This window comes from Natronorubrum halophilum (genome assembly GCF_003670115.1).
Classification (GTDB): domain Archaea; phylum Halobacteriota; class Halobacteria; order Halobacteriales; family Natrialbaceae; genus Natronorubrum; species Natronorubrum halophilum.
Genome location: NZ_QQTY01000001.1, coordinates 310,203 through 334,987, shown reverse-complemented (window position 1 = coordinate 334,987; position 24,785 = coordinate 310,203). Strand labels below are relative to the sequence as shown.

The 24,785-nt window shown below is 66.5% G+C and carries 22 protein-coding genes and 1 tRNA gene; 12 read left to right on the top strand and 11 right to left on the bottom strand.

Annotated features, from left to right (window positions below; genetic code table 11):
• The first annotated feature begins 126 nt into the window (after positions 1-126).
• A tRNA-Leu gene (locus DWB23_RS01580) sits at positions 127-211 on the top strand.
• A gap of 187 nt (positions 212-398) precedes the next feature.
• Here the strand turns inward: DWB23_RS01580 and DWB23_RS01575 are convergent.
• Positions 399-749 carry a hypothetical protein gene (locus DWB23_RS01575; protein WP_121741052.1) on the bottom strand — a complete coding sequence of 117 codons (351 nt, stop codon included), beginning with the start codon at positions 747-749 and terminating at the stop codon, positions 399-401.
• Between the two features lie 221 nt (positions 750-970).
• On the opposite strand from DWB23_RS01575, the gene DWB23_RS01570 reads away from it, so the two are divergent.
• Entirely contained in the window at positions 971-1,534 is a 564-nt protein-coding gene (locus DWB23_RS01570; RefSeq protein WP_121741890.1) for a DUF420 domain-containing protein, read from the top strand.
• Positions 1,535-1,636: 102 nt separating this feature from the next.
• Here DWB23_RS01570 and purF read toward each other — a convergent pair whose 3' ends face one another.
• Positions 1,637-3,109, bottom strand: coding sequence for an amidophosphoribosyltransferase (gene purF, locus DWB23_RS01565; protein ID WP_121741051.1), 1,473 nt, complete (start codon positions 3,107-3,109; stop codon positions 1,637-1,639).
• A 324-nt stretch (positions 3,110-3,433) separates the two neighbouring features.
• On the opposite strand from purF, the gene DWB23_RS01560 reads away from it, so the two are divergent.
• Entirely contained in the window at positions 3,434-5,254 is a 1,821-nt protein-coding gene (locus tag DWB23_RS01560; protein ID WP_121741050.1) for a MutS-related protein, read from the top strand.
• Here DWB23_RS01560 and DWB23_RS01555 read toward each other — a convergent pair whose 3' ends face one another.
• Entirely contained in the window at positions 5,255-5,851 is a 597-nt protein-coding gene (locus DWB23_RS01555; RefSeq protein WP_121741049.1) for a DUF6735 family protein, read from the bottom strand.
• A gap of 328 nt (positions 5,852-6,179) precedes the next feature.
• Here DWB23_RS01555 and DWB23_RS01550 point away from each other — a divergent pair, with 328 nt between their 5' ends.
• Positions 6,180-6,833, top strand: a complete 654-nt coding sequence (locus DWB23_RS01550; protein ID WP_121741048.1) for an HAD family hydrolase — start codon at positions 6,180-6,182, stop codon at positions 6,831-6,833.
• Here DWB23_RS01550 and DWB23_RS01545 read toward each other — a convergent pair.
• The gene (locus DWB23_RS01545) at positions 6,828-7,283 is read right to left on the bottom strand and encodes an SRPBCC domain-containing protein (RefSeq protein ID WP_121741889.1); all 456 of its coding nucleotides are present in this window, start codon (positions 7,281-7,283) and stop codon (positions 6,828-6,830) included. The two genes, DWB23_RS01550 and DWB23_RS01545, sit on opposite strands and share 6 nt — an antisense overlap.
• Before the next feature lie 89 nt (positions 7,284-7,372).
• Here DWB23_RS01545 and DWB23_RS01540 point away from each other — a divergent pair, with 89 nt between their 5' ends.
• Both DWB23_RS01540 and DWB23_RS01535 read left to right on the top strand, forming a co-directional pair.
• The gene (locus tag DWB23_RS01540; protein WP_121741047.1) at positions 7,373-8,392 is read left to right on the top strand and encodes an amidohydrolase family protein; all 1,020 of its coding nucleotides are present in this window, start codon (positions 7,373-7,375) and stop codon (positions 8,390-8,392) included.
• Positions 8,393-8,507: 115 nt separating this feature from the next.
• The gene (locus tag DWB23_RS01535) at positions 8,508-8,984 is read left to right on the top strand and encodes a universal stress protein (RefSeq protein WP_121741046.1); all 477 of its coding nucleotides are present in this window, start codon (positions 8,508-8,510) and stop codon (positions 8,982-8,984) included.
• A gap of 36 nt (positions 8,985-9,020) precedes the next feature.
• Here DWB23_RS01535 and DWB23_RS01530 read toward each other — a convergent pair whose 3' ends face one another.
• From DWB23_RS01530 to DWB23_RS01520, 3 genes are all read right to left on the bottom strand, one after another.
• Entirely contained in the window at positions 9,021-9,959 is a 939-nt protein-coding gene (locus DWB23_RS01530) for a biotin--[acetyl-CoA-carboxylase] ligase (RefSeq protein WP_121741045.1), read from the bottom strand.
• Between the two features lie 109 nt (positions 9,960-10,068).
• Entirely contained in the window at positions 10,069-10,800 is a 732-nt protein-coding gene (locus DWB23_RS01525) for an HAD family hydrolase (protein WP_121741044.1), read from the bottom strand.
• Positions 10,797-12,026, bottom strand: coding sequence for a lactate 2-monooxygenase (locus DWB23_RS01520; protein ID WP_121741043.1), 1,230 nt, complete (start codon positions 12,024-12,026; stop codon positions 10,797-10,799). Before DWB23_RS01520 ends, DWB23_RS01525 begins: the two co-directional genes overlap by 4 nt.
• Positions 12,027-12,205: 179 nt before the next feature.
• Between DWB23_RS01520 and DWB23_RS01515 the strand changes: the two genes are divergently transcribed.
• Complete coding sequence (locus DWB23_RS01515) at positions 12,206-12,982, top strand: SDR family NAD(P)-dependent oxidoreductase (RefSeq protein ID WP_121741042.1); 777 nt, start codon at positions 12,206-12,208, stop codon at positions 12,980-12,982.
• 119 nt (positions 12,983-13,101) lie between these two features.
• Here the strand turns inward: DWB23_RS01515 and DWB23_RS01510 are convergent, their stop codons facing one another.
• Positions 13,102-14,139 (bottom strand): AI-2E family transporter, encoded by a 1,038-nt coding sequence (locus DWB23_RS01510; protein WP_121741888.1) that lies wholly within the window; start codon positions 14,137-14,139, stop codon positions 13,102-13,104.
• A 109-nt stretch (positions 14,140-14,248) separates the two neighbouring features.
• Here DWB23_RS01510 and DWB23_RS01505 point away from each other — a divergent pair, with 109 nt between their 5' ends.
• The 3 genes from DWB23_RS01505 to DWB23_RS01490 all read left to right on the top strand — a co-directional run bounded on the left by DWB23_RS01505 (position 14,249) and on the right by DWB23_RS01490 (position 18,779).
• Entirely contained in the window at positions 14,249-15,262 is a 1,014-nt protein-coding gene (locus DWB23_RS01505; protein WP_121741041.1) for a TIGR04024 family LLM class F420-dependent oxidoreductase, read from the top strand.
• 108 nt (positions 15,263-15,370) lie between these two features.
• Complete coding sequence (locus tag DWB23_RS01500; protein ID WP_121741040.1) at positions 15,371-16,357, top strand: AIR synthase family protein; 987 nt, start codon at positions 15,371-15,373, stop codon at positions 16,355-16,357.
• A gap of 496 nt (positions 16,358-16,853) precedes the next feature.
• Positions 16,854-18,779, top strand: coding sequence for an ATP-binding protein (locus DWB23_RS01490; RefSeq protein WP_121741038.1), 1,926 nt, complete (start codon positions 16,854-16,856; stop codon positions 18,777-18,779).
• A 66-nt stretch (positions 18,780-18,845) separates the two neighbouring features.
• Here DWB23_RS01490 and DWB23_RS01485 read toward each other — a convergent pair whose 3' ends face one another.
• Both DWB23_RS01485 and DWB23_RS01480 read right to left on the bottom strand, forming a co-directional pair.
• Positions 18,846-20,102 carry a lactate racemase domain-containing protein gene (locus DWB23_RS01485; protein WP_121741037.1) on the bottom strand — a complete coding sequence of 419 codons (1,257 nt, stop codon included), beginning with the start codon at positions 20,100-20,102 and terminating at the stop codon, positions 18,846-18,848.
• 85 nt (positions 20,103-20,187) lie between these two features.
• A complete protein-coding gene (locus tag DWB23_RS01480; protein ID WP_121741036.1) occupies positions 20,188-22,926 on the bottom strand; it encodes an AAA domain-containing protein in 2,739 nt (912 codons plus the stop codon).
• Between the two features lie 207 nt (positions 22,927-23,133).
• On the opposite strand from DWB23_RS01480, the gene DWB23_RS01475 reads away from it, so the two are divergent.
• Positions 23,134-23,709 carry an SPW repeat domain-containing protein gene (locus DWB23_RS01475; protein ID WP_121741887.1) on the top strand — a complete coding sequence of 192 codons (576 nt, stop codon included), beginning with the start codon at positions 23,134-23,136 and terminating at the stop codon, positions 23,707-23,709.
• Here the strand turns inward: DWB23_RS01475 and DWB23_RS01470 are convergent, their stop codons facing one another.
• A complete protein-coding gene (locus tag DWB23_RS01470) occupies positions 23,710-23,985 on the bottom strand; it encodes a hypothetical protein (protein WP_121741035.1) in 276 nt (91 codons plus the stop codon).
• 160 nt (positions 23,986-24,145) lie between these two features.
• Here DWB23_RS01470 and DWB23_RS01465 point away from each other — a divergent pair, with 160 nt between their 5' ends.
• Positions 24,146-24,697 carry a hypothetical protein gene (locus tag DWB23_RS01465; protein ID WP_121741034.1) on the top strand — a complete coding sequence of 184 codons (552 nt, stop codon included), beginning with the start codon at positions 24,146-24,148 and terminating at the stop codon, positions 24,695-24,697.
• Positions 24,698-24,785 lie beyond the last annotated feature (88 nt).

The following is a 24,785-nucleotide window of genomic DNA, read 5'->3' as shown; positions in this document are numbered from 1 at the left end:
CTGGCGCATTTCAAATCACCGCTCCGAATGCTTCCGTGTGACCCCGCCGCAGACACCGAGTGAAAAGAAAGGGCTTTTGTAACCCCGATGGGTACGATTGAGTGCAGAAAGACAAAGACGACGCGGGCGTGGGTAGCCAAGCCAGGCCAACGGCGCAGCGTTGAGGGCGCTGTCCCGTAGGGGTCCGCCGGTTCAAATCCGGTCCCACGCATCGCATGGGTGGACGATGTCCACCAAATGCGCGGCGCTACGCGCCGCGACCAACGATGCAGGTGATCTCCTTCGAGGACATCACCCACGCATAATCCTTCAGAAAACTACGTTCGATAGCAAGCGCGCTGTTTGACGACGTTTCGTCCTCTCGAGCCCTCGAGCGGCCAGCGTCGTTCTGCAGGTATCTACCGGCGAGCGAGCGATCGGTGCAGCCGGACCCGTCGGCCGTAGCAAATTCCCGCGAGTACCAGCAGCAGGCCGACCGCACCCAGCCACCTAACGATGCCGGCGATGGCGACCAGTTGGACGGACACGAGTGCGACGAACGAGGTCGTCAATCGTTGCAGCGTGGAGCCGGTGGTGAGCGTGTACGTGCTGCCGGTGACGAGCAGCCCGATACCGACCGCGGCGACGATCGTGGATATCCCGGCGGAATCACGGATCGTCAGGCCGCCGATCGTCGCTACCAGTCCGACGAGGACGATGAACGACACCGGATTTTCGGTACTGAACGGCGTTCGTCGGATGTTCGTCATGACCGTTTCTCGTGGTTACTTCCGATAAAAGTTTACGTTCTGAAACATCTGAGAGTGCTGCTCGAGATGGCCCGTTCGGAGCGGCATCGGAAACGGGGACGACAGCTACGGGGGGCCGAGAGCGACACTATCTGCGACTCGGTAGATCGCTCCACGTTCTCCGATTCGGGGGCGTGGCCGAAGACGGTAACCACTTTCCCGTTCCGCGCGAACCTCGAGACATGGAGTACGTCCCTCGAGAGCGCGTCACCCCGATCGCGGCAGTCCTGAGCGTCGTCTCCCTCGCGGTGGTCTTCGCGGCGGCGGGCGGCCGGATTCCGCCCTCGACGGTGCCGGCCGCGCCCGAGTGGTTCCTCGACCTGATTCCGCACCTCAACGTGGTGATCAGCGCGGCGGCGATCGGAACGATCGCGCTGGGTTGGCGAGCCATCCGTCGCGGGCAGGTCGACAGACACCGCGTCGCGATGCTCACCTCGTTCTGCCTGTTCGCGGCCTTCCTGACGCTCTATCTCTACCGGCTGGTAGCGACCGGCGGCCCGCAGCCGTTTCCCGGGCCCGACGCTGTCTACCAGTTCGTCTACCTGCCGGTGCTCGCGATCCACATCTTTCTCGCGATCGTCTGCGTGCCGCTGGTCTACTACGCGCTCCTGCTGGCCTTCGCGTACCCGGTCGCGGAACTTCGCCGGACCAGTCACGCCCGCTTCGGCCGGATCGCGGCGTCCCTCTGGCTGATCTCGTTCTCGCTCGGGATCGTCGTCTACGCGCTGTTGCACGTCGCGTACTGACCGAAATCCCGTGCTCTCGAGACGATCCCGGAAACGGCGGACCACCGTGGAGCCGCGACAGAGGTACGTAGCCCGACGCACCTACAGAAAGAGCAGAGGTCGTTAGTCGTCGGCGTGCAGCGCCTGGCCACCGAGTTCGGGGCGGGTGACGTCGCGATCGGTCTCCTCGCCGTCGATATCGTAGGGGTACTCTCCGGTCACGCAGCCCAGACAGAGGTCGAGGCGCTCCTTTCCGAGGACCTCGGCGACGGAATCGGTCGAGAGGTACGCGAGACTGTCGGCGTCGATGGTATCGCGGATCTCTTCGGTTGTCTTATCCGAAGCGATGAGTTCCTCGCGGGTGGCCATGTTGATCCCCATGTAACACGGGGCGACGATCTTCGGCGCGCCGATTCGAACGTGGACCGCCTCGGCACCGCAGTCTTTGAGCAACTGGACAAGCTGCGTCGAGGTGGTTCCGCGGACGATGCTGTCGTCGATAACCGTGACGGTCTTGCCCTCGATGGTGGACTTGATCGGGTTGAGCTTCAGTCGAACGGCGCGCTCGCGCTCGTCCTGAGTCGGCATGATGAACGTGCGGCCGACGTAGCGGTTTTTCATCAGTCCCTCGGCGAACTCGACGCCGTCGTCGTCCTCGTCGCGGGGCTCGCCGTCGGCGGTCGTCTCGCTCGCCGCGTCGGCGTAACCCGAGGCGAACGCGCGCCCGGAGTCGGGAACCGGCATCACGACGTCGGTCTCGACGCCGCTTTCGTCCCAGAGTTCGCGTCCGAGATTCCGACGCGCCTCGTAGACTAGCGTTTCGTCGATAACGCTGTCCGGCCGCGCGAAGTAGACGTGTTCGAAGAAACAGTGGGCGGTGTTCTCCTGTTCGACGAGCTGGTAGGAGTCGAACCCTTCGCCGCCTTCGGTGAGGACGACGAGTTCGCCCGGCCGAACGTCGCGAACGAGTTCCCCGTCGAGCGTGTCGATCGCCGCCGACTCCGAGGCGAGAATGTAGCCGTCCTCGAGTTCCCCGATACAGAGCGGGCGGTTTCCCTGCGGATCGCGGACGCCGAGGATCGTATCGTCGTGGCTGATCGTCAGCGCGTAGGAGCCGTGGATCCGCCCCATCGTGCGCTTGACCGCCCGGACGAGGTCCTCCTCGAGCAGGTTGCGCGCGAGGTCGTGGGCGATGACCTCGGTGTCGCCGTCGCTGGTGAAGGCGTGACCCACCGCCGCGAGTTCGTCCCGAATCTCGTCGGCGTTGACGAGGTTGCCGTTGTGGGAGAGCCCGAGCGAACCGCTCTTGAACGAGACAGAGAAGGGCTGTGCACAGGAGGAGTCGACCGAGCCGGCCGTCGGATAGCGGACGTGGCCGATCCCCGCGGACCCGTTGAGCGCGTCGAGGTCGTCCTCGCCGAAGGCGTCGCCCACGAGCCCCATCTTGACGTGGCTGTGTTGCTGGAAGCCGTCGTGCGTGACGATTCCGGCGGACTCCTGGCCGCGGTGCTGGAGTGCATAGAGCGCGTAGTACAACGGTCGTGCCGCGTCTCGACCGTTCAGTGAGACGCCGACGACGCCGCACTTCTCGGTCATTCCTGTTCGCCGGGGAGTTTCGCCCCGCCCATCAGTCATGGGAGTCAGTAGGCGCTCGAGTCGATAAAAATCCTCGTGTTTGTGCAGCGCCGCCGGCTATCGGCTCACAGAATATCCACGTTCTTGCACACTTCCTCGCTGGACGCGTAGCGGCCTCATCTCCACCGTTCGGGCCATTCCGGGCGAGTGGCGCGAACGTGAACGGTGACGACGCGTCACCGTGGCGACTCGACTCCGGGACGACGAGCGCGCGAACCGACGATAGACGCCATCACTCCGGTCGATGGCACAGTGTTCAAGGCAGTTGCCTCGAACTCCACGAGTATGCGACTCGAGGAGTACTGGGGGGTCGGTCCGAAGACGCGGGAGACGCTGGTTGAGCAACTGGGCAGGGAGCGCGCGATTCAGGCGATCGAGAGCGGCGACGTGCGCGCGCTCTCGGACGCCGGCCTCGCCCGCGGACGGGCGACGCGTATCCTCCGCCGAGCGACCGGCGGCGACGGGATGGACACCCTCGCGACCAGCGACGCTCGGTCAGCGTACAAGGAACTGCTCGACCTGGCGGTCGAACACGCCGTCACCGAGCGCGCGGCCGACCGAATCCGGGTGCTCACGCCGTTGACGTCCCGCGAGGCCATGGAGAGTCGCGTGGACGACGTGCTCGCCGCCTGCGACGCGTGGGCGACGCTCGAGGACAACGACCGGGAAGCGGTCCTCGCCGCCTACGAGCGCTACGACGAGCGCGACGAAAGCACGCATGCAGCCGTCGAGGCCGCGCTCGCGCTGCTCGAGGCCGGCGTGGACTCGGGGCCGTTCGCGGCTATCGCCGACCTCGAGCGGGGTACGCTCGCGGAGGCCGCCGAGGCCCTCGCGGCGCTCGACGACGGTCGCGTCACGCGGGGCGCGGACGACGAACTCGACCGGCTTCGGGACGCGCTTGGTGCGATCGAGGATATGGACGCCAACGTGCTCGAGGTGATCGAGGAGCTTCGTTCGGACGGCGTCCGCGACGTCGGTCAGTTCCGCGAAGCGTTCGAGGATTGTCTCCTGACGGAGACGGACGTGACGATCGATCGGGTTCGAGACGCGATGGCGACCGATGCGGCCGACGCGACGGACTTCGTCGGGACTACGTTGCGAGCGCTCCGGAGCGATCTCACCGCGGCGATCGACGAGCGCGAGGACGCCGTCGCAGGAGCGTTCGAGGGCACCCTGGACGAGTCCCGCGAGGCCGTCGAGCAGGCGGTCTCGGCGGTCGACGACATCGCCTTGCACCTCTCGCTGGCGCGCTTTGCGCTCGCGTACGACTGCACGCGACCAGTGTTCGTGGATAGCGAGTCACCGGCAAACGCGAGCGCACGGAGTGCGCGAGCGGGCGGCCAGGCGGCCGCCGTCTCCGTCCTCGAGGCGCGGAACCTGACGCTTGCGGCTCACGACGACGAATCGGTCCAGCCAGTCACCTACGCCCTCGGCGATCACGGCGTGGTCGACGTTCCCGATGACGTGAACTCGGTCCCCGGGACGGAACGCGTGTCCGTCCTCACCGGCGCGAACAGCGGCGGGAAGACGACCTTACTCGAGACGCTCTGTCAGGTCGTCCTGCTGGCGACGATGGGGCTGCCCGTCCCCGCCGAGCGGGCCGAGGTGACGCCCGTCGACTCGCTGGTCTTCCACCGGCGGCACGCGAGTTTCAACGCCGGCGTGCTCGAGTCGACGCTGCGCTCGATCGTGCCGCCGCTGTCCGCGGACGGGCGCACCCTGATGCTGGTCGACGAGTTCGAGGCGATCACCGAACCGGGCAGCGCGGCGAACCTGCTCCACGGCCTCGTGACGCTCTCGGTTACCCGCGACGCGCTCGCGGTATTCGTCACGCACCTCGCGGACGATCTGGAGCCGCTGCCCTCGGAAGCGCGCGTGGACGGCATCTTCGCCGAAGGGTTGAATCCGGACCTCGAGCTGCTGGTCGATTACCAGCCGCGCTTCGACACCGTCGGCCGGTCGACGCCGGAGTTCATCGTCTCGCGGCTCGTCGCGAACGCCGACGACCGAAGCGAGCGAGCCGGATTCGAGACGCTCGCGGAGGCGGTCGGTAACGAGATCGTCCAGCGGACGCTGGCCGACGCCCGCTGGAGCGAACGCGACTGATCATCCCGCGTCGCTTCCGTCCTCCGGGTCCGCGTTCCGGTTTTCGTCCGCTTCGAGCCACCGATCCGGCGTCGGCGTGTACGTCGACTCGTTCGGCTCCAGTCCGTCGGCGGCGTCGTACGTGTAGACCGTTCCGTCCTCGTCCTCGCAGACCCGCGCCTCGAGGTACGCCTGTGCCGCGCGGCGCGAGAGCGCGCCCATCTCGATGATGTCGGCGAGGGCGGTCTTGGTCGCGCGAAACCACGTTCGTACCGTCCGATCGGCGGCGGTGCTGTCGACGGCGATGATCGCTCCGCGGCCGCCGTCGCGACCGTCGCCCCACTCGAGCCAGCAGACGCGGTAGGCGGACACGCGGTAGTCGGCCCCGGGCTCGACGAGGTACAACACCTCGTGGATACAGGGATCGAGGTGTTCCCCGAGAATTCGCTCTCGAGTGATCGGACCCGCCAGCAGGTCGGCGTCGATCGCCCCGTCGGCGAGGGGCGTTTCGGCGCTGATTCGATCGGCGAAAGAGACGTCTTCGCCGCCCCAGTGGCTGTATCGCAGGTCGTAACGCTGATTCGGTCGCCGGTAGGCGACGAGCGCTCTATGTCCCATCGGCCTCGGAGCAGGGTGGACGGTGATCGCGTCTCGAGACGAACTGAACTGGCTGCGGGGGCATCGGCGGTGCTGGCCGCTTTTCCCTACTTGAACCTCCGGACGGGTGCCGGCTCGGCTCGAGTCCACCGTCGCGGTCGATACATCCTGTCGTCGCGGTCTACACGTCCCGTCATCGTAACCGACACCTCGGCTGGGCGAACCGCCGTTCTGCGTTCCGAATCGCCGTCGAAGGGCGGTCACAGCGGACCGCCGGCACGGCCTCGAGAACGCGACGACGAGGCACAACGCCGATATCGCCTCGAGACCTACGACCGTACAACCGGAGATGAATACAGGATACGATGCGGTCGTTTTCGACAACGACGGCGTACTGACGACGCCGACGGATCGCGACGTGCTGCTCGAGGCGATGTCCGACGCCTTCGCGACCGTCGGCGTCGGTAACCCGACGGACGAACACAGACGGACCCTGATGGGGCCGAGCGTCGAGTCGCTCCGCACAGTTGCGGACACGCACGGGGTAGATCCCCACGAACTCTGGACGGCGCGCGAACACGCCGCGATCGAGGCCCAACTCGAGGAGATCGAGACCGGGCGCAAACGGCTCTACGACGACGTGGACGCGCTCGCGGATCTCGAGGCGGCGACGGCCATCGTGAGCAACAATCAACACGAGACGATCGGCAACATCGTGGACCACTGCGATCTCGACTGGTTCGACGCCTGGTACGGCCGCGAACCGACCGTTCAGGGAATCGATCGCAAGAAGCCGACGCCGTACTACCTGGTGCTCGCACTCGAGGAACTCGGCACGGAAAACGCGCTGTACGTGGGCGATAGCTGGGTCGATATCGAGGCGGCCGACGCTGCTGGAGTCGACGTGGCCTTTGTTCGCCGAAATCACCGCAAAGGATACGAACTCGAGCGAGCGCCGACGTACGAAATCGAGGATCTCGAGGCGATCTCCGGACTGTTATGAGTCGGGTTCCGCCGCGCCGACCCGACTCTCGGCGCGTGCTTTGACGGCGCTGTTCATCGCCGCGAACCCTGCCTCGAGCGATTCCAGATCGGCCAACAGGGGGACGAGCGCGCCGCGAAACGTCTCGCGGTGGAGCAGTCGGGTCCGCTCTCCTTCGTCGATCGGCTCGAGGTGGAACTCGTGGTAGCCGTCGAACGCGAAGGGGACGACCAGCCGTCCGAGCCACACGAGCCGTCGGTTTTCCTCGACGGCGACAACCTCCGGCCTGAAGGTCATCCCTCGAGCGCCCGGGGGTTCGATCCGCACCCGGAGCTGTTCGCCCTCGCTCGGCACGCCTTCGATCGCCCGCACGAAGGGGTTCCACTCGGGATAGCTCTCGAACTCGAGAAGGACGTCCCAGACGACCGGCGGCGGGGCGTCGATCTCCTCGAACACTTCGATCTGGTTCATGCTAACGTATAGCGTCCCGAGCACCATCCACGTTTGGTCTGTTCGGCCAACCCCGAACCGTTGAAGGCGCGGACGACGAACACGGGGGTATGGAACGAACGGGAACGATTCTGCGGGGTCGCGAGTTCGCCCCCGTCGAAGGACGAGTCGTAATCGACGACGACGGCCGGATCGAGGCGATCGAGGAGGAGTCGGTCGAGAGCACCGACATCATCCTCCCGGCGTTCGTCAACGCACACACCCATATCGGCGATTCGATCGCGAAGGAGGCGGGCCGCGGACTCTCGCTCGAGGAACTGGTCGCGCCCCCGGACGGGCTGAAACACCGGCTGCTCAGGGACGCCTCGCGCGACGACCTCGTCGACGCGATGACTCGGTCGCTACGATTCATGCAGGAGGCCGGTACCGCGGCCTGTCTCGACTTTCGCGAAGGTGGCGTCGAGGGCGTTCGAATGCTCGCAGCCGCCGCCGACGGCCTCGAAATCGACGCCCGCTCCTTCGCTCGCGGCTCGATCGACGCGATGCACGCGGGCCACGGGTTCGGCGCGAGCGGTGCCAACGACGCCGAGTTCGGCGACGAACGGGAAGCGACGCGCGCGGCCGGGAAACCCTTCGGCATCCACGCGGGCGAGGTCGACGCGAGCGATATTCACCCCGCACTGGACCTCGAGCCGGAGTTTCTGGTCCACGTCGTCCACCCCGAGTCGGACCACCTCGAGCGCATCGCCGAGCAAGCGGTGCCGGTCGTCGTCTGTCCGCGCTCGAACCTCGTGACGGACGTGGGGCTCTCACCGTATGCGGAGCTCGACGAGCGAACGACGCTCGCCCTCGGGACGGACAACGTGATGCTCAACTCGCCGTCGATGTTCCGAGAGATGGAGTTCCTCGCGAAGCTCTCGGACCTGCCGGCCGACGAAATCCTCCGGATGGCGACGATCAACGGGGCCGACATCGCCGGCCTCGAGTACGGACTCGTCGAGCCGGGGCGGGCGGCTCGATTGCTGGTTCTCGACGGCGATTCGAACAATCTCACGGGCGCACGAGACCCCGTGCGAGCCGTGGTTCGCCGGGCCGGCGTCGGAGACGTGCGCGAGGTCGTCGGGAGCTGAGGAGAACCGGTCGCCTCCACCGTCGCCCGCTCGAGTTTCTGTTCCCTCGAATGACGGTTCGATCTGTCCACGACAACGCTATTATACACAAAAGCCCTATGTTATCATATAACATATGTACGACTGCATCCTCGTTCCGACTGATGGGTCACCGGAGGTCGAGCACGCGCTCGAGTACGCGTTCGATCTGGCGCGAGCCCACGACGCGACGATCCGGGTGATCTACGTCGTCAACGTTGCGGGCTACGGCGGCCTCCCCATGGAAACCGCGCTGGAGGGGATCAGCGATGCGCTTCGCAAAGAGGGAGAGGCGGCCGTCGCTCGAGCCGAGGAGCTCGCGCCGGACGACATCGAGGTCGAAACGGCGGTTCTCGAGGGGTCACCCAGTCGCGTCATCGTTGAACACGCCCAGCCCGGTGAGTGTGAACTCGTCGTGATGGGGACTCACGGTCGCGGCGGAATCAATCGGCTCCTGCTCGGCAGCGTTACGGAGCGCGTCGTCCGGCACGCGCCGGTTCCGGTGTTGACGGTGCAGGTCGATTCGCCGGACATGGAGCGACAGCCGGATCGAAACCGCGTGGCCGTCGAGTGAGCAACGGGCACCGTTCGGACCGCGTTCGACCGGCTCTCAAACGGGTCGCAGATGCTCGCAGTCGCCCGCCGAGACGGTTTCCCGTCCGTCCGCGGTCTCGATTACGAGCGCACCCGACTCGGTGACGTCGACCGCCTCGCCGACGAGTTCTCCCGCTGGACGTTCGACTCTGACCCGCTGGCCGAGCGTCAGCGTGAGTTCGCGCCACGCCGGTACGACCGCCTCGAGATCGGTCCTGTAGCGCTCGAACTCCTCCAACAGCCGCTGGACGAACCGCCGCCGGTCGACGTCGCCCGCTTCGTCACGAATACTCGTCGCTCCCTCGGGCAGCGCGTCGGCGTCGATGTTCGCGTTGATCCCCGGGCCGACGATGATCCAGTCGACACGATCGGTCTCGCCTTCCATCTCCGTCAGGATGCCCGAGAGCTTCCGGTAGTCGCCGTCCTCACCGACGGGAACGACCACGTCGTTCGGCCACTTGATCCGGGCATCGACGCCCGCCTCGCGGGCCGCTCGCGCCGTCGCGACCGACACCGCGAGGGTGTACAGCGGCGCTTGCGCGGGCGCGATTTCGGGCCGCGTAACGACACTCAGCCACACCCCGCCCGACGGCGACGACCACTCGCGATCGAGCCGTCCCCGGCCGCCGACCTGTTCGTCCGCGAGGACGACCACGTCCGACGCTCCCTCGTTCGCTAACTCGCGCGCGCGATCGTTCGTGCTCCCCAACGAGTCGTGGTAGTCGATCGAAAACGGTGCCTCGAGTTCGTACTCGACGGCGGGGCCGTTGTACGCCGCGACGGCGACCAGTTCGTAGCCGTTGGCCCCGCTCTCGATCTCGAAGTCGGCGTCGCGAAGCGCGTCGATGTGTTTCCAGACGGCCGCCCGCGAGATGTCCAGCGACTCGGCCAGCTCCGGTCCCGATACCGGTCCGTCCGCGAGCGCCTCGAGGATCGTTCGTCGCGTCTCGTTCATGGATTCGAGAGGGGGGCGCTCGCACTTGAATCGGCGGGATTCCGGGACCATTCGGCGTCCCCGGTCGTCTCGTCGCTCCCGTCACAAAACGTCGACAAGGGAGTACGGCTTACGCGCCAGGATCCGCGTCTTCGACGATCTCGAGCACGTCCTCGGCTGACTCGATCCGGAAGGAGACGGCCGGGCCGTCCTCGGCACCGAAGGCGACGCCGCGCATGCCCATCTCGTCGGCCCCCTTCACGTCGTGGTCGTAGCGGTCGCCGATCATGAGCGATCGTTGGGGGTCGACGCCTGACTTCTCGAGTGCCGTCTCGAACATCGCGGGATCCGGTTTCGTCCGGCCGACCGCCTCGGAGGTGGTGATCGAGTCGAAGTGCTCGCGGACGCCGAACGCCTCGAGCATTTCCTTGCCGGCCGCATCGTCGACGTCGCTGATGACGCCGACGTGGAGGTCCCGCTCGGCGAGGTCCGCGATCGTTTCGACGGCACCCGGGACGGGTTCGATCGACGATCGGACGGCGTCCTCGAACGCCGGTTCCCACCGCTCTCGCGGCAGGGGTTCGCCGACGAGCGCCTCGACGCCCTTCGCGTAGGCCTCGCGGGCCGACTGGAACTCGGTCCCCTCGCGCTCGCGGAAGTGATCCCCGACGGCCGTCCGCCACGTATCGACCGCCGCTTCGACCGTCATCTCGAGGTCGCATTCCTCGACGATCCCCTCGACGAACGCGGCGTGAGCGCTCTGGACTGACTCGAGTTCGAGGATGACGCCGCCGATGTCCCAGAAGACGGCCTCCCACTCCGTCGTCTCGACGGTTTCGACGCTCGGCTCGTCGCCGATCACCGATCCGCCCTCCGGACTTTCGAACGGTCGACCTCGTCGATACTCGCACAGCCCGAGAGGCCGACCGTCAGGTCGACGTCGGCGAGCAGATTTCCGAGGACGGCCCGAACGCCGTCTTCACCGCCGATACCGAGTCCCAGCGCGTAGGGTCGTCCCAGCAAAACCGCGTCGGCGCCCAGCGCGACCGCGCGGAAGACGTCGCTTCCGCGGCGAACCCCGCTGTCGAAGAGCACCGGAACGTCCTCGGCGTCTTCGTCGTCCGCGTCGGTGGCGTCCTCGACGGCCTCGACGACGTCCGGCAGGGCCTCGAGCGCCGGAATCGCGCCGTCGACCTGTCGGCCGCCGTGGTTCGAGACGACCAGACCGTCGACGCCGTGATCGATCGCCGTGCGAGCGTCGTCCGGATGGAGGACTCCTTTGACGACGATCGGCAGGTCGGTCCGCTCGGTGAGCCACTCGAGGTCGTCCCAGGTGAGCGAGGCGTCGCCGAAGCAGTCGTTCCAGGATTCGATCGACGCTTCGGGGTCGGCCCACGGATCGTCGCCCTCGAGTCGGTCGCAGAAGGCGGGGTCCTCGAAGTAGTTCTTCAGGCCCTGTCCCTGCAGGAAGGGGAGGTAGCCGAGTTCGATGTCGCGCTCGCGCCAGCCCATCTTCGGCGTGTCGAGCGTGACGACGACGGCCTCATAGCCCGCGTCTTCGGCCCGCTCGAGGAAGCTGGCGGCGACGTTCCGGTCGGAACTCCAGTAGAGTTGGAACCAGCCGGGACTCTCGCCGAGTTCGTCGGCAATCTCTTCGAACGTGTACGAGGCGACGGAGCTACAGATCATCGGAACGTCGAACTCGCTGGCCGCGCGGGCGACGGCGAGTTCGGCGTCGCCGTGGAGGATTCCCTGCACGCCGACCGGCGCGAGCATGACGGGTGCCGGGTACTCCTCCCCGAAGAGTTCGATCGAGAGGTCGCGGGTCGAGACGTCCCGCATCATTCGGGGGACGATCCGCCAGTCGTCGAACGCCCGGCTGTTCGCCTCGACCGTCGACTCCGAGCCCGCGCCGCCCGCGACGTAGGCGAACGCCTCGTCGCTGAGTTCTCTGCGAGCGCGCTCGAGGAGGGCCTCGTAGGAGACGGGGTATTCGGGCGGCTCGCCCTCGAGCATGCCGCTGCGATAGACCTCCTCTTGTCGGTTCGGTCCGTACTGGGGGGCGTCCTGTGGAGTGTCGTCTGTCATGGCTGGTCCGATAACGGGACGGTGAATCCGTCGCTATCCGGGTATCTATGCCACTACCTGCCAATCACTTAACGATACGGTTGACGACTCACACACCCATATTTATTAACAACCATTCTCTATATCTGTTTGTAACTAACAATGGTAAAGACAGCGCGGCAGTGCGTCGGTGATCGCGGATGAGTACCGAACGATTTAGCATCGACGGCGAAACCGCCATCGTCACCGGCTCCTCGAGCGGGATCGGTCGCGGAATCGCAAAACGGTTCGCCGCCGACGGCGTCGACGTCGTCGTCTGTTCGCGCGAACAGGAGAACGTCGATCCCGTCGCGGCGGAGATCAACGCGAGCGACGGTCCCGGTCGAGCGCTGGCGGTCGAGTGCGACGTGACCGACCGCGAGGCCGTCGAGGCGCTCGTCGAGGCGACCGTCGAGGAGTTCGGCGGGCTGGACGTGCTGGTCAACAACGCCGGCGCGTCGTTCATGGCCGACTTCGAGGACGTCTCGGAGAACGGCTGGAAGACCATCGTGGACATCAATCTCCACGGCACGTACAACTGTACGCACGCCGCTGCGGAGTACCTCAAAGCGGACGGCGGCACCGTCGTCAACTTCGCGAGCGTCGCCGGCCAGCGCGGCTCGCCGCTGATGAGCCCCTACGGCGCCGCCAAGGCGGCCGTCATCAACCTCACCACGACGCTCTCCTACGAGTGGGCCGACGACGGCGTCCGCGTCAACTGCATTGCCCCCGGCTTCGTCGCGACGCCGGGCGTCGAGAGCCAGATGGGCGTGTCGGTCGAGAACATCGACCGCGAGGCGGTCGCTCGCCGCATCGGTACCGTCGAGGAAATCGCCGACGTCACGCAGTTCCTCGCGAGCCCCGCCGCGTCGTACGTCGTCGGCGAGACCATCACCGTCCAGGGCGTTCCACAGATCAGCGAAGAGCGCGACATCTGAGCGCCGGCCGCGGAGGCTCGGCGATCGCTCCCGCCCTTCTCGTGCGGGTGGAGACCGGGACGGCAGCGCCGACGTGCTCGCTCGAGCGAAGACGGCGACGTCTCTACGAACTGAACGAGCTACTCCGCCCGCTCACCGGCGTGCTCTCGAGCGAAGCAGTCGACGACGAGTTTCGCGCCCCCGAGGACGACGGGGCCGATGAACAGTCCGACGGCACCGAAGACGATGAGGCCGCCGAAGATGCCGACGATGACGGTCGCGGAGTTGTAGGCCTCGGTCTGGCCGATCAGCGCCGGCCGAAGGTACGAGTCGGAGAAGGTGACGAACAGCCCGTAAACGGTCATGGCCGCGCCGGCACCCGGCCGGCCGACCGCGACGAGGTAGGCCGCGGCGGGGATCCAGACGCCGAACGCGCCGACGAGCGGGAGCAGCGTCAGCACGAACGTGGCGACGGTGAGAAAGACGATCGCGGGGACGCCGGCGACCGCCAGTCCGACCCCGAGCAACACCGCCTGCACGGTGGCGACGGCGACGTTCCCGACGACCGAGGCCCACATGAGCCCATCTACTCCCGTGCGGAGTTCGTCAAGAATGCGGTCGTCGACGGGCAACGCCCACTGGACCCACGCGACGAGGCGTTCCCCGTCTCGCAACAGGGCGAAGAGGACGAACAGCGTGACGGTCTGCCCCATGAACGCTCTCGGTAAGCTACCGACGAGATCGAGCACCCCCATCGCGACTTCCTGAAGCGCCGTCGCGATTCGGTCCTGGTTAGCCTCGTACAGGGCGACGAGATCGACGGAGAGCCCGTTGGTCTCGAGGACGTTTTCGATCGTTCCGACGTCGATCCGGCCCTGCCTGATCGCGGGAACGACCTCGAGAGCCTGTCGAACCGCCACCGTAATCACGTAGACGAGCGGGATGAGGACGATCAGGAGCGTCGCCACCACGACGGCGAACGCCGCGGGCGTCGGGCTGAGATACCACTCGAGGCGTTGCTGGACCGGAAAGAGCACGTACGCGAGCACGATGCCGAACAGGACGTACTGGAGGTACGGCAGGAGAACGACCAGCGCGAGGAGGCCGCTCACCACTGCGATAGCGGTCAGTCCGGGCTGTTCGCCGATCCAATCGGCCGACGACTGGTGATCCGTCATGACCGGCATTTAAACAGTCTGGAAAATGAGTTCACGGATCCGACAACGGACGAAACCGTGCCCCCAGTTTCCATACACCCAAAAGGGTTCGTTTCCACTATAAACAACGATGACAGACCGAGACGTCCACCTGCCGGTCGCCGCACAGCCGACGATCGACGCGATCGCCGACTACACGCGACGCGCGGAAGCCGGCGGCTACGACTGCGCGTGGCTCCCCGAAACGTGGGGTCGAGACGGCGTGACCGTCCTGACGGCGATGGCCGAGCGCACCGACTCGATCGATATCGGCTCGAGCATCCTCAACACCTACTCACGCTCGCCGGCCCTGCTGGGCCAGACGGCGGCGACGCTGCAGGAGGTCTCCGACGGCCGATTCCGTCTCGGACTTGGGCCGAGTGGCCCCGTCGTCATCGAGAACTGGCACGGGATGGCGTATGGCAACCCGCTCCGGCGGACGCGCGAGACCGTCGAAATCGTCCGCAAGGTGCTGTCGGGCGACCCCGTCGACTACGACGGCGAGGACTTCCAGCTCTCGGGCTTCCGCCTGCGCTGTGCGGCCCCGGACCCGCAGCCGCCCGTCGAGGTTACCGGCATGGGACCGAAGGCCGTCGAACTCGCCGGTCGCTTCGCCGACGGCTGGCACGGCATCATGCTCACTCCCGAAGGGATGGAAGACCGTCTCGAGGATATCGAACGCGGTGCCGAGCTGGGTGACCGTGACCCCGACGACGTGGCAGTCACGGCCGGCGTCACCTGCTGTGCGCTGGACGATACCGAGCGCGCCCGCGAACTCACGCGCCAGCACGTCGGCTTCTACGTCGGCGGGATGGGAACGTTCTACCGCGACGCGCTCGAGCGACAGGGCTACGACGAGGCCGTCGAGATCCACGACGCCTGGCAAGCGGGGGACCGCGGACGCGCCCTCGAGCTGGTCGACGAGAACATCCTCGACGACCTCTGTGCCGTCGGCGATCCGGAAACCGCACGCGAGCAACTCGAGCGCTACGAAGCCGTCGACGGCCTCGACGCCATCGCCGTCAGTTTCCCTCGCGGGGCCGACGGGGGCGAAATTCGCCGGACGATGGACGCCGTGGCACCGCAGAACTCCAGTAGTCTGTAGCGACAGAGTCGCTCGTGGAACGGATCGGTCGAGAGGCCGTAGGGTTTCCGACACGTCCCTCGAGCCGTCCCCGACAGCTACAAACCCCAAACCGTCCCAGTTCGTGATATGCCCGGCAAGGTGAGTCCGGACGAGTTGCTCGCACACGTCTTCGGCCGGACGGGAACGGCTGCTGAAGACGAGACAGTGCTGCAGGGGCCGGCGAACGGCGAGGACGCTGCCGCGATCGCGTTCCCCGGGAGCGACGAAACGCTCGTCGTCAGCTCCGATCCGATCTCGCTCGCGGCCTCGCAGGTCGGCACCCTCGGCGTCCCCGTCGCCTGTAACGACATCGCCGCGTCCGGAGCCGACCCGCGCTGGCTGACGGTCGTCATCATGCTCCCCGGCGAGGACGCACCCCTCGAGGAGATCACGCGCGACCTCGACGTGGCCGCTCGAGACGTCGGCGCGTCGATCGTCGGCGGCCACTCGGAGTACGTCGATCAGCTCGAGCGGCCGCTGCTCTCGCTGACGGCGATGGGCACGGCCGAGTCGTTCGTCCCGACGGGCGGTGCGGAACCCGGCGACAGCGTGCTCGTGACGAAGGCCGCGGGTATCGAGGGGACGGCCATCCTCGCGACCGACTTCGGCGACGAACTCGCGGTCGACGACGCCGTCTGCGAGCGCGCCGAGGCGTTCGTCGAGGAGATCAGCGTCGTCCCCGACGCCCGCGCGATCAGGGAGCACGCGACCGCGATGCACGACCCGACGGAGGGCGGCGTTCTGGCCGGACTGCTCGAGATCGCCCGCGCGTCGGGCGTTCGGCTCGAGGTCGACCGCGACTCGGTTCCGGTGCGCGAGGAAACGCGAGCGCTGTGCGAGGCTGCCGGCGTCGATCCGCTCCGGATCTTCGGCTCCGGGGCGTTGCTCGCGACCGTCCCCGGCGACGCGGTCGCCGACTGCCTCGCGGCGCTCGAGTGTGCGGGGTTCGAGGGGGCCAAAATCGGCACGGTGTCTGCGGGCGAGCCAGAACTGGCCGTCGGCGGAGGGTCGATCACCGATCCCGTCGAGGACGATCTCTATCCGCTCTGGGAGCGAGCAGATACCGAGAACTGACGCGAACCGACCCACGAGGTCGTCGGAGCCGGTAACCGGAGACAGTGGACGTATTCGCTCGCACGAGTCGATAAGACTCGGGCGAGGTTCGGGGACTTCGGAGCAACCTCGAGGACGAGGGGGACATGCACCCGCCCGCCGCTCGAGTGTACTGGATCCGAACGAGCGACGACGAAGGGAAGGCGGACTATTCGTCGGCGTAGCTCGCCGCGTCGGTCGACGGTTTCGCGGATACGATCGCGGCCCGAGGTCGGCGAAGCGACGAGTTCGCGGTTTCGATCGTGTCTCGCTGTCATCGGTGGCGTTCGGACGGTTCAGCGCGATTACACGCAGTGCCACCCGATCACGGGACGTCTCCCTCGAGCGGTTGCGTAGCCGTCCGTAGCGAACCGCACGGGTGGCCACCTCGAATTCAATCGATCGGGGTCAAATCTATAACATATCGATGATGCCACACAGAAGGCTTTACACGTCGATCTCTATTAGCAGCCATAGAATGGATTCGACTTCCGACGCCAACGCGGAACTCCACCGGCGGGTTCGCCAGCAGGAAGTCGTTGCTGAACTCGGGCAGCGAGCGCTCGAAACCGATGCGCTCGATCGAGTACTATCCGACGCCTCGGTTGCCGTTACCGAAACGCTCGACAACGAGTACACGGAGGTTCTCGAGTTGCTTCCCGGCGGTGACGAACTCCTCCTCAGAGCGGGCGACGGATGGCGCGACGAGGAGATCGAGGCGGCGACGGTACCCGCAAATCGCGACTCTCAGGCAGGTTATACGCTGCTCACCGAACAGCCGATCATCGTCGACGATCTGGAGGCCGAAGAGCGACTTTCCGAACCGGCGTTGCTCGCGGATCACGGCGTCGTCAGCGGGATCAGCGTGATCATCGGCTCGGTTACGGATCCGTGGGGCGTCCTGGGAAGCTACGCCACGGAGCAACGGACGTTCACGGAACACGACGCGACGTTCGTCCAGAGCGTTGCGAACATCCTCGCGACGGCGATCGAGAACGAACGGACCAAACACGAACTCGAGGAGAGCTACGGCCGCATCTCGGACGCGTTCTTCGCACTCGACGAGACGTGGAACTTCACGTACCTCAACGAGCACGCCCACGAGTTGATCAATCCCGAGAACCGAACGCTGGTCAAAAAGAACGTGTGGGACGTGTTTCCCGAGGCGACCCACCAGCAGCTCAAACCGCAGTACGAACGGGCGATGTACAGACAGGAAACCGTCTCGTTCGAGGGGTACTATCCGGACCCGCTCGACAGCTGGTTCGAGGTGCGAGCCTATCCCTCGAAGACGGGACTGTCGGTCTACTTCCGGGACGTCACCGAGCGCAAGGAGCGCGAACGAGAGCGCGAACTGTTTCGAACCCTGGTCAATTACTCCCACGACAGCGTGTTGGTCATCGATCCGCAGTCGGGGGCGTTCATCGACGTCAACGAGACGGCTTGCCGTCGCCTCGGCTACGATCGAGCGGAACTGCTCGAGTTATCGGTTCCGGATATCGAGCGGCGGTTCGACGACCTCGAAGCGTGGGGACCCCACGTCGAGGACGTCAAGACCGAAGGCGCGGTCACCATCACCGGAGAACACGAACGGAAGGACGGGACGACCTTTCCGGTAGAGGTCAACGTCGCCCACGTCGAATTGGATCGAGAGTATATGATCGGCATCGCTCGCGATATTACGAACCGCCGAAAGCGCGAACGCAAACTGGAGGCGTCGAACGAACGGTTAGAGCAGTTCGCCTACGCCGCCAGCCACGACCTCCAGGAACCCCTCCGGATGGTCTCCAGTTACCTGCAACTCATCGAGAGACGGTACGCCGATGCACTCGATTCGGACGGCGAGGAGTTCCTCGAGTTCGCCATCGACGGCGCGGATCGAATGCGCGAGATGATCGAGGGCCTTCTCGAGTACTCGCGCGTGGAAACGCAGGGCGAACCGTTCGAGCCGGTCGATCTCGATCGCGTGCTCGAGGACGTCCTCGAGACCCTCCGTCTTCAGGTCGAGGAGACCGACGCGGAGGTTACGACCGACGAACTCCCCCGCGTCGAGGGCGATGCCGGTCAGTTGCGACAGGTCTTCCAGAACCTCCTGAGTAACGCGATCACGTACAGTGGAGACGATCCGCCCCGTATTCACGTTGGAGCCGAGCGTCGCGGGAACCGATGGAGCGTATCGGTCCGCGACGAGGGCATCGGCATCGATCCCGAGGATCAAGAGCGCGTGTTCGAGGTGTTTCAGCGTCTTCACAGCCGCACGGAGTACCGCGGAACCGGTATCGGACTCGCGCTCTGTCGGCGGGTCGTCGAGCGCCACGGCGGCGAGATCTGGGTCGACGCCGAACCCGGCGAGGGAGCGACGTTTTCGTTTACGCTTCCGGCGGCGGCACGGCACGAGCGCTAACTCCGTCACGCTGACCGGCCGTTTCGCCCGCAGTTTTGCGTCCCGAACGCGGCCGCTCGATACCGTTCAGCCGTCGACGAGCAGCGTGTGTAGCGCGTCCGGCACCACGAGCACCTCGCTCCCCGCCTCGAGCGCGTCCGCAACGTCGTCTGCGGCGTGCATGAGACACGTCTCGACGACGTCGGGAACCTCGCTGTTCGTCACGTACAGGTCGTGATCCCGGAGCACTCGAGCGACGACGAACGCGCGCTGGGCACCGGCCGCGTAGCCCGACCGCATCTCGCGGTACAACGATTCGGCGTCGCTCGCCTCACGTAACCGTCGGTAGAACCGCTCTTCGCCGGTTCCGTCGCCGGCACCCTCCGAAAGCTCGGCGGGAACGACGAGTCGACCGCCGTCCCGGAGCGGGTTTCGGTCGCCGAGCGCGACGTACGTCGCCGCGCGCGTCGCCTGGTAGAGAGTCGCGTCTTTCGGCGCGCCGACGCCGCAGACGACGGCGTCGAACTCGCGATCGATCGGCACCGAGAGGGCCCCTCGAGCGACTGCAGCGAGTTCCCGGACGACCCGTCTCCCCTCCCCGGCGCGGACGCCGAGGACGCCCGCGGGGCCGTGGGTCAGGTTCACCGAGAAGTCGACGCCGGCGAGGTCGCCGGCCTCGTCGACGGTTTCCCGGAAGGGGTTCCCCTCGACGCGGCCGAGTCGGACGCCCTCGCGGGCGAGCATCTCCGGCCCGTGCGTGTAGCGGATCAGGGACTCGCTGCCCGCGCCGATGACGACGGTCTTCGCGCCCCCGCTGAATCCAGCGTACTGGTGGGGCTCGACCACGCCGGTCGAGAGCACCGTCCCGGCGTTCGCGACGGGTTCGCCGATTTCGACGGGAATCTCGGCCCCGGTCGCGGCTTCGCCGCTCGAACCCGAGGCGACCGTCCCGACTTCGACGACCGACTCGGGATCGTGGTTGACCGCCAGATCGGCGTGGGGACCGAGCATGTCCTCGAGTTCCGCGTCGGTCATCGGTCGGTGGAGACCGAGGCCGACGACGACGGTCACCTGCTCGCGTGCGACGCCACACTCTGCCAAGCGCTCGAGTAACACGTCCAGAAGCACGTCGTCCGGCGCTTTGCGGGTGATATCCGTGACGACGATCGCAACGTCACCGTCGGGATCGACGCGGGACTCGAGGGACGGGCCGAGCGGCTCCTCGAGCGCGCGTTCGGCGGCCGCCCGGACGTCGACTGGTTCGCCGCCGGGCGCTGTAGCGACCGTTAGCTCACAGTCCGGGCGCGTGAGGTCGAGCGCTCCGGTGCCCAGTGGAATCTCCATGCGGTCGATTCGGCGGCGGGCGGGAAAAGTGATCGCGACCTCGGCCCTGGAAGATCGGGTGAGCGCTGGCCGCCGGGCGGCGATCCTACGCGCTCGCCCACTCGAGCATCCGCTCGTAGACGGGATCGGACGCTAACGCGGCCGAGTCGCCGACGAGGACGAGCGCGCGCTTCGGCCGCGTCAGCGCGACGTTGATCCGCCGGTAGTCCTCGAAGATCGGCCCCTCGAGCGTTCCCGTCGCCGTAAAGGAGACGATGATGACCTCCTGGCTCGAGCCCTGGAAGCGGTCGACGGTGTCCACGGAGACGTCGTCGGGAACGTGACTCGAGATTTCGGACACCTGGGCGCGGAAGGGAGCGATGACGCCGATATCGGTTCGGCCGAGGCCCGCGGCTTCGTAGGTCTCGATGAGGTCGGCGATCCGCGCGGCCTCCTCGCTGTCGGTGTACCGGCCGCCGTCGCCCTCGACATCGACGAACGTGACGGGGTCCTGCAGGGCGTCGGGAAGGTCGTTCCGGGAAACCCCCTCGAGGTCGTCCAGTGTCCGACCCGCAACCTCGGGCGTCGCGGGTCGAAGCTCGCCGTCGTAGAACTCGGTCGAGGCGAAGACCTGAATCCGCTGGTTCATCCGGTACTGGCGGTCGAGCATGACGCCGGCGTCGGGGTGGAGGTCGACGAGGCGTTCGAACAGCGACTCGGTGAGGTCGTTCTCGGCGCGGACGACCGGCGGCAGTTGCTCGTGGTCGCCGACGAGGACGAACCGCTCGGCCAGGTTGATCGCCGCGCAGGTTCCCGGTTCCGTCAACTGGGCGGCCTCGTCGACCAGCGCGACGTCGAACGCCTGCTCTTTCATCACCCGCGAGCCGCAGGTCGCCGTCGTCGCCGCGACCACCTGCGCGTTCTGCAACTCGGCGACGCGGTCCTCGGGGTCGCCAGCGCGCTCGAGACGGTACGGCTCCATATCGTCGCGGATGCCGCTCTCGGAGCCGACGCGGACGACCCGTTCGGCTTCGACGACGTCTTCCAACTGCTCGAGCAGCGCCTCGAGGGCGTTGTCCACCGCGCGATTCGTAAAGGCCGAGAGCAGAACGCGCTCGCCGCGTTCGACCATCGCGCGGATCGCGCGGGCGATGGTGTACGTCTTCCCGGTCCCCGGCGGGCCGTGGATCAGCGCGCAGTCGTTCGCCCCGACGGCGTTCGTCACGGCCTCGTTCTGGGCCGCGTTGTTGTCGATGAAGGTCTCCTCGAGCGTCTCGAACTCCGGCTCGGCCCGCCCGAACAGGATGTCCTTGCGACGCTCGTCGCCCTTCAGAAGTGCGTCGTGCATCGCGACGAGCAGCCGATCGGTCGTCAGCTCCGACGGATAGACGTCGAGGCGAGTGACCTCGACGGGTTCGTCGGTCGTCAGGACGACCTCGTCGTCTAATCGCTCGATCCTCGCGAGCTCGGAGTCGCCCCGGATCGGGTGTCCGTCGCTCGCGAGCACCAGATCGCCCTCGCGGAGCTTCGAGTTCGCCCCGCTCGTCCGCCGCGCCCGAAGCTCCCACCGTCCCCCCTCGAGCGGTCGTTTTTCGACGAACTCGAGGTCGATCAGCGCGCGGTCGTCGTCGGCTCGCTCCTGTGCGCTCTGTTCCCAGAGCTTGGCGTACTCGCGGTGGACCTCCCGGCGCTCTTCCTCGATCGCCCGGTAGAACCGATCGAAGTAGTCGCGTTCGTCCTCGGGAAGGGGGGTGCCGATCTGGCCGGCCTTGGACTCCTGGTCGAGTCGGCCCGAGACGACCATGCAGGTGTCCTGTTCGAAGCAGTACTCGCACTTCGCTGACCCCTCGTATCCGGTCGGAACGTCGCCCGCGATCTCCATCGCAGCGAGTTCGTTGCGCTCCCGGACGACGAACTTCAACAGCCCGTCGCCCATCGAGAAGTCCTTCGCGGGAGTGAGATCGCCGGTCTCCTCGTTGCGATCGAGCACCGAGTTCTTCGTGTAGAGCAGCGTTCCGGTATCGACCTCGCCGCCGTGTTCCTCGAGCAAGAGCGCGTAACAGGCGGCCTGGACCTTGTCCTTGAACCGGGGCTCTTTCTTGAGGTTCTTGCCCGTCTTGAGTTCGACCGGCGCGCCGCGTCGGATGGCGTCGGCGCGCCCGCGGATCCCGAACGTCTCGCTGATGAGTAGCTGTTCCGAGCGCCAGCTGTCCTCCTCGGTGAGTCGGCCCTGCTCGAGCCAGCCTTCGATGGCCGTCGCGTTCTCCCGAACGTCCTCGGCGACGGACTCGGCCGTTTCGCCGAGCAGGCCGAGCTCGAGCCCGCGTTCGTCCACGCGGGCGTCGATCGACTCCTCCAGGTCTCGATCGCGCAGCAGATCCCCGAAGACCTCGTGGACGAGCGTCCCCTTCACGACGGGGTAGTTCAGCGGCACGCCGGAGAGCTTGTTCAGATAATACAGTCGGGGACACTGCACCCAGTTGCGGATCGACGTCACGTTGACCAGAAAGCTCGGCTCGACGACGACGTAGGAGTCGCCCGTCGTCGCGTACCGGGTCTCCCCCTGATACTCGTCTTCTTTGGCGTCGGTGACGAGCAGTTCCATCCCCGGCTCGAGGTAGTCGGCCGACTCGGCCCACTTGTTCCAGAGCGTTACCGTCGTGGTCTCGCGGTCGTCCTCGAGTTCCGGCTCCGCGCCGGCTCCGGCGAGCGTCCGTTGTGTCGACCGATCGTCCCCGCTGTCGGCCGCGAGGCGCAACGGCACCTCGGCGAGGTCGCTCTCGCCGTAACTGGTCGACACCGAACGCAGTTCCACCTCGCCCGCGACGCTTCCGCGTACGTACACGAGTATTCGTCACGGGCGAGCGGTCAAAAACGCTATCGGTCGCGTTCGGGGTGGCGCGCTCGAGGGAAGCGGATCGGCGCTGAGCGCCATTTCCGTGTCACCGATCGAAACGGGTCAGCGTAATCGCTGATTACTCGCGGATTTCGTCACCGTGTCGTGGAACGGTCGGGGCCGTTTTTGGCCGACTGCGATGAACTCGTCTTCGCCATGAGTGATTCGAACGGAGACGACCGCAACCCGGAGACGGCGAGCGGAACCGAGGGTGGAGTCGGACGGGAAGAGCGAGCACGATCGCCGTCCGACGATGTCGACTCGGGAACCGGCGTCGGCGATCGGGACGATCCCGGGCGCGACAATCGCGACGACTCGACGCAGATCGCAAACGAGGAACGCCGGCGTAAGCTCTCGGTCATCAGCGCGATCGTCGCCATCATCGGCGCGTGGGTCGCCCTGTCGGTCGTGATCGTCTACGACGTCTCGCAGGCCGCGTTCTGGAACAACGTCCTCGTCGGTGCCGTCGTCTTCGTCGCCGGCAGCTACAACTCCTATCGACTCGCCAACGACATCCCCCTCAGCGTCGGGGTTTCGGGGCTGGTCGCACTGCTCGGGGTCTGGTTGATCATCGCGCCGGCGCTCTTCGAGATGCCGGCCGGGATCGGGCTGACGGAGAGCCCGTTCTGGAGCACGCTCGCCTCCGGCCTACTCATCGCGGGGCTGGCCGGTTACAACGCCTACGACGCTCGAGACGCACGGAGCGTCGCGACCGATTCCGCGCGGGCCTGATCACCGGGTCGCATCGAACGGCGACTCGCGATCGGCGTCGATCTCGCCCTCGAGTCGTCGCAGTCGATGCTCGGCCGCGTGGTGGCGCGTCGCGATGACGGCGAACGCGACCATCACGACCGCGAACCCGATCGAGACGGCGGGCGAGATGTTGTTGGCGTAACTGTTCCCTAACTGTCCGAGCGCCAGTACGAGCGGGCCGAACGCGAGAAGCGAGGTTTTGGCTGGTGTCGCGCGAAACAGTTCGACGAGCGAGAGTGAGTGACGGCCGGACATGGTCAAACGTCGATTACTCGCCCTGTCGGCGGGGCCGTCGTATCCCTTTCGGTTCGATCGCGCCGCGGCCGGGGATCCGGAACCGATCGCTTCCAGTCGGCGTCTCTCACTGTTCGCCACGACCGATACGTTCATTCTGCCCGCGTCGTAACGGACGAGTATGCGGATTCGCGACTGGCAGGACATACTCGAGGACGTCACCGAGCGGAACGTCGATCCCGAAAACTGGCGCGCGGTCGCCGGTGACCGCGCCGGCGGCGTCGGCGAAGACATGTACCTCGCGCACCCTCGCGCCGGGGTCTTCTTCCTGAAAACGTACGCGAAGAACCCCTTCGAGGTTCGCGGCGTCGGCACCCGGGTCGCCCGCAGTCTCGACGACGAAATCGGCTCGTTCATGCCGACGGGGGACTCGGGCGGTCGCTTCGCCGTCCAGTCCCCGCCCGAGGACGAAGCACAGGCCGAAACCGTCTCGAAGCGCCTCGAGACGGTCCTCGAGACGCACGCGGACGCGCCGACTCGACCGCAGGATCTCTTCGACGACATCATGGACGCCGTCGAGAGCCCCGCGTTCGGCCCGATGGAGTACGATCAGTACGACCGACCAGACGAACTCGAGGATCTCGCCGAGCGCTTCGAGGAGGCCGAGGAACTGTTGAGCGCGGAACTCGAGGACCTGATCGAGGACGACGAGGTCGACCGCGGCTTCATGTGACGATCCGAAAATCGCCGTTGCTCCCCGCTCGAGGCGACCCGGCTGTTGCCACGAAGAGCCTTTTTCTGACGCCGGCGGAAGAGCCACC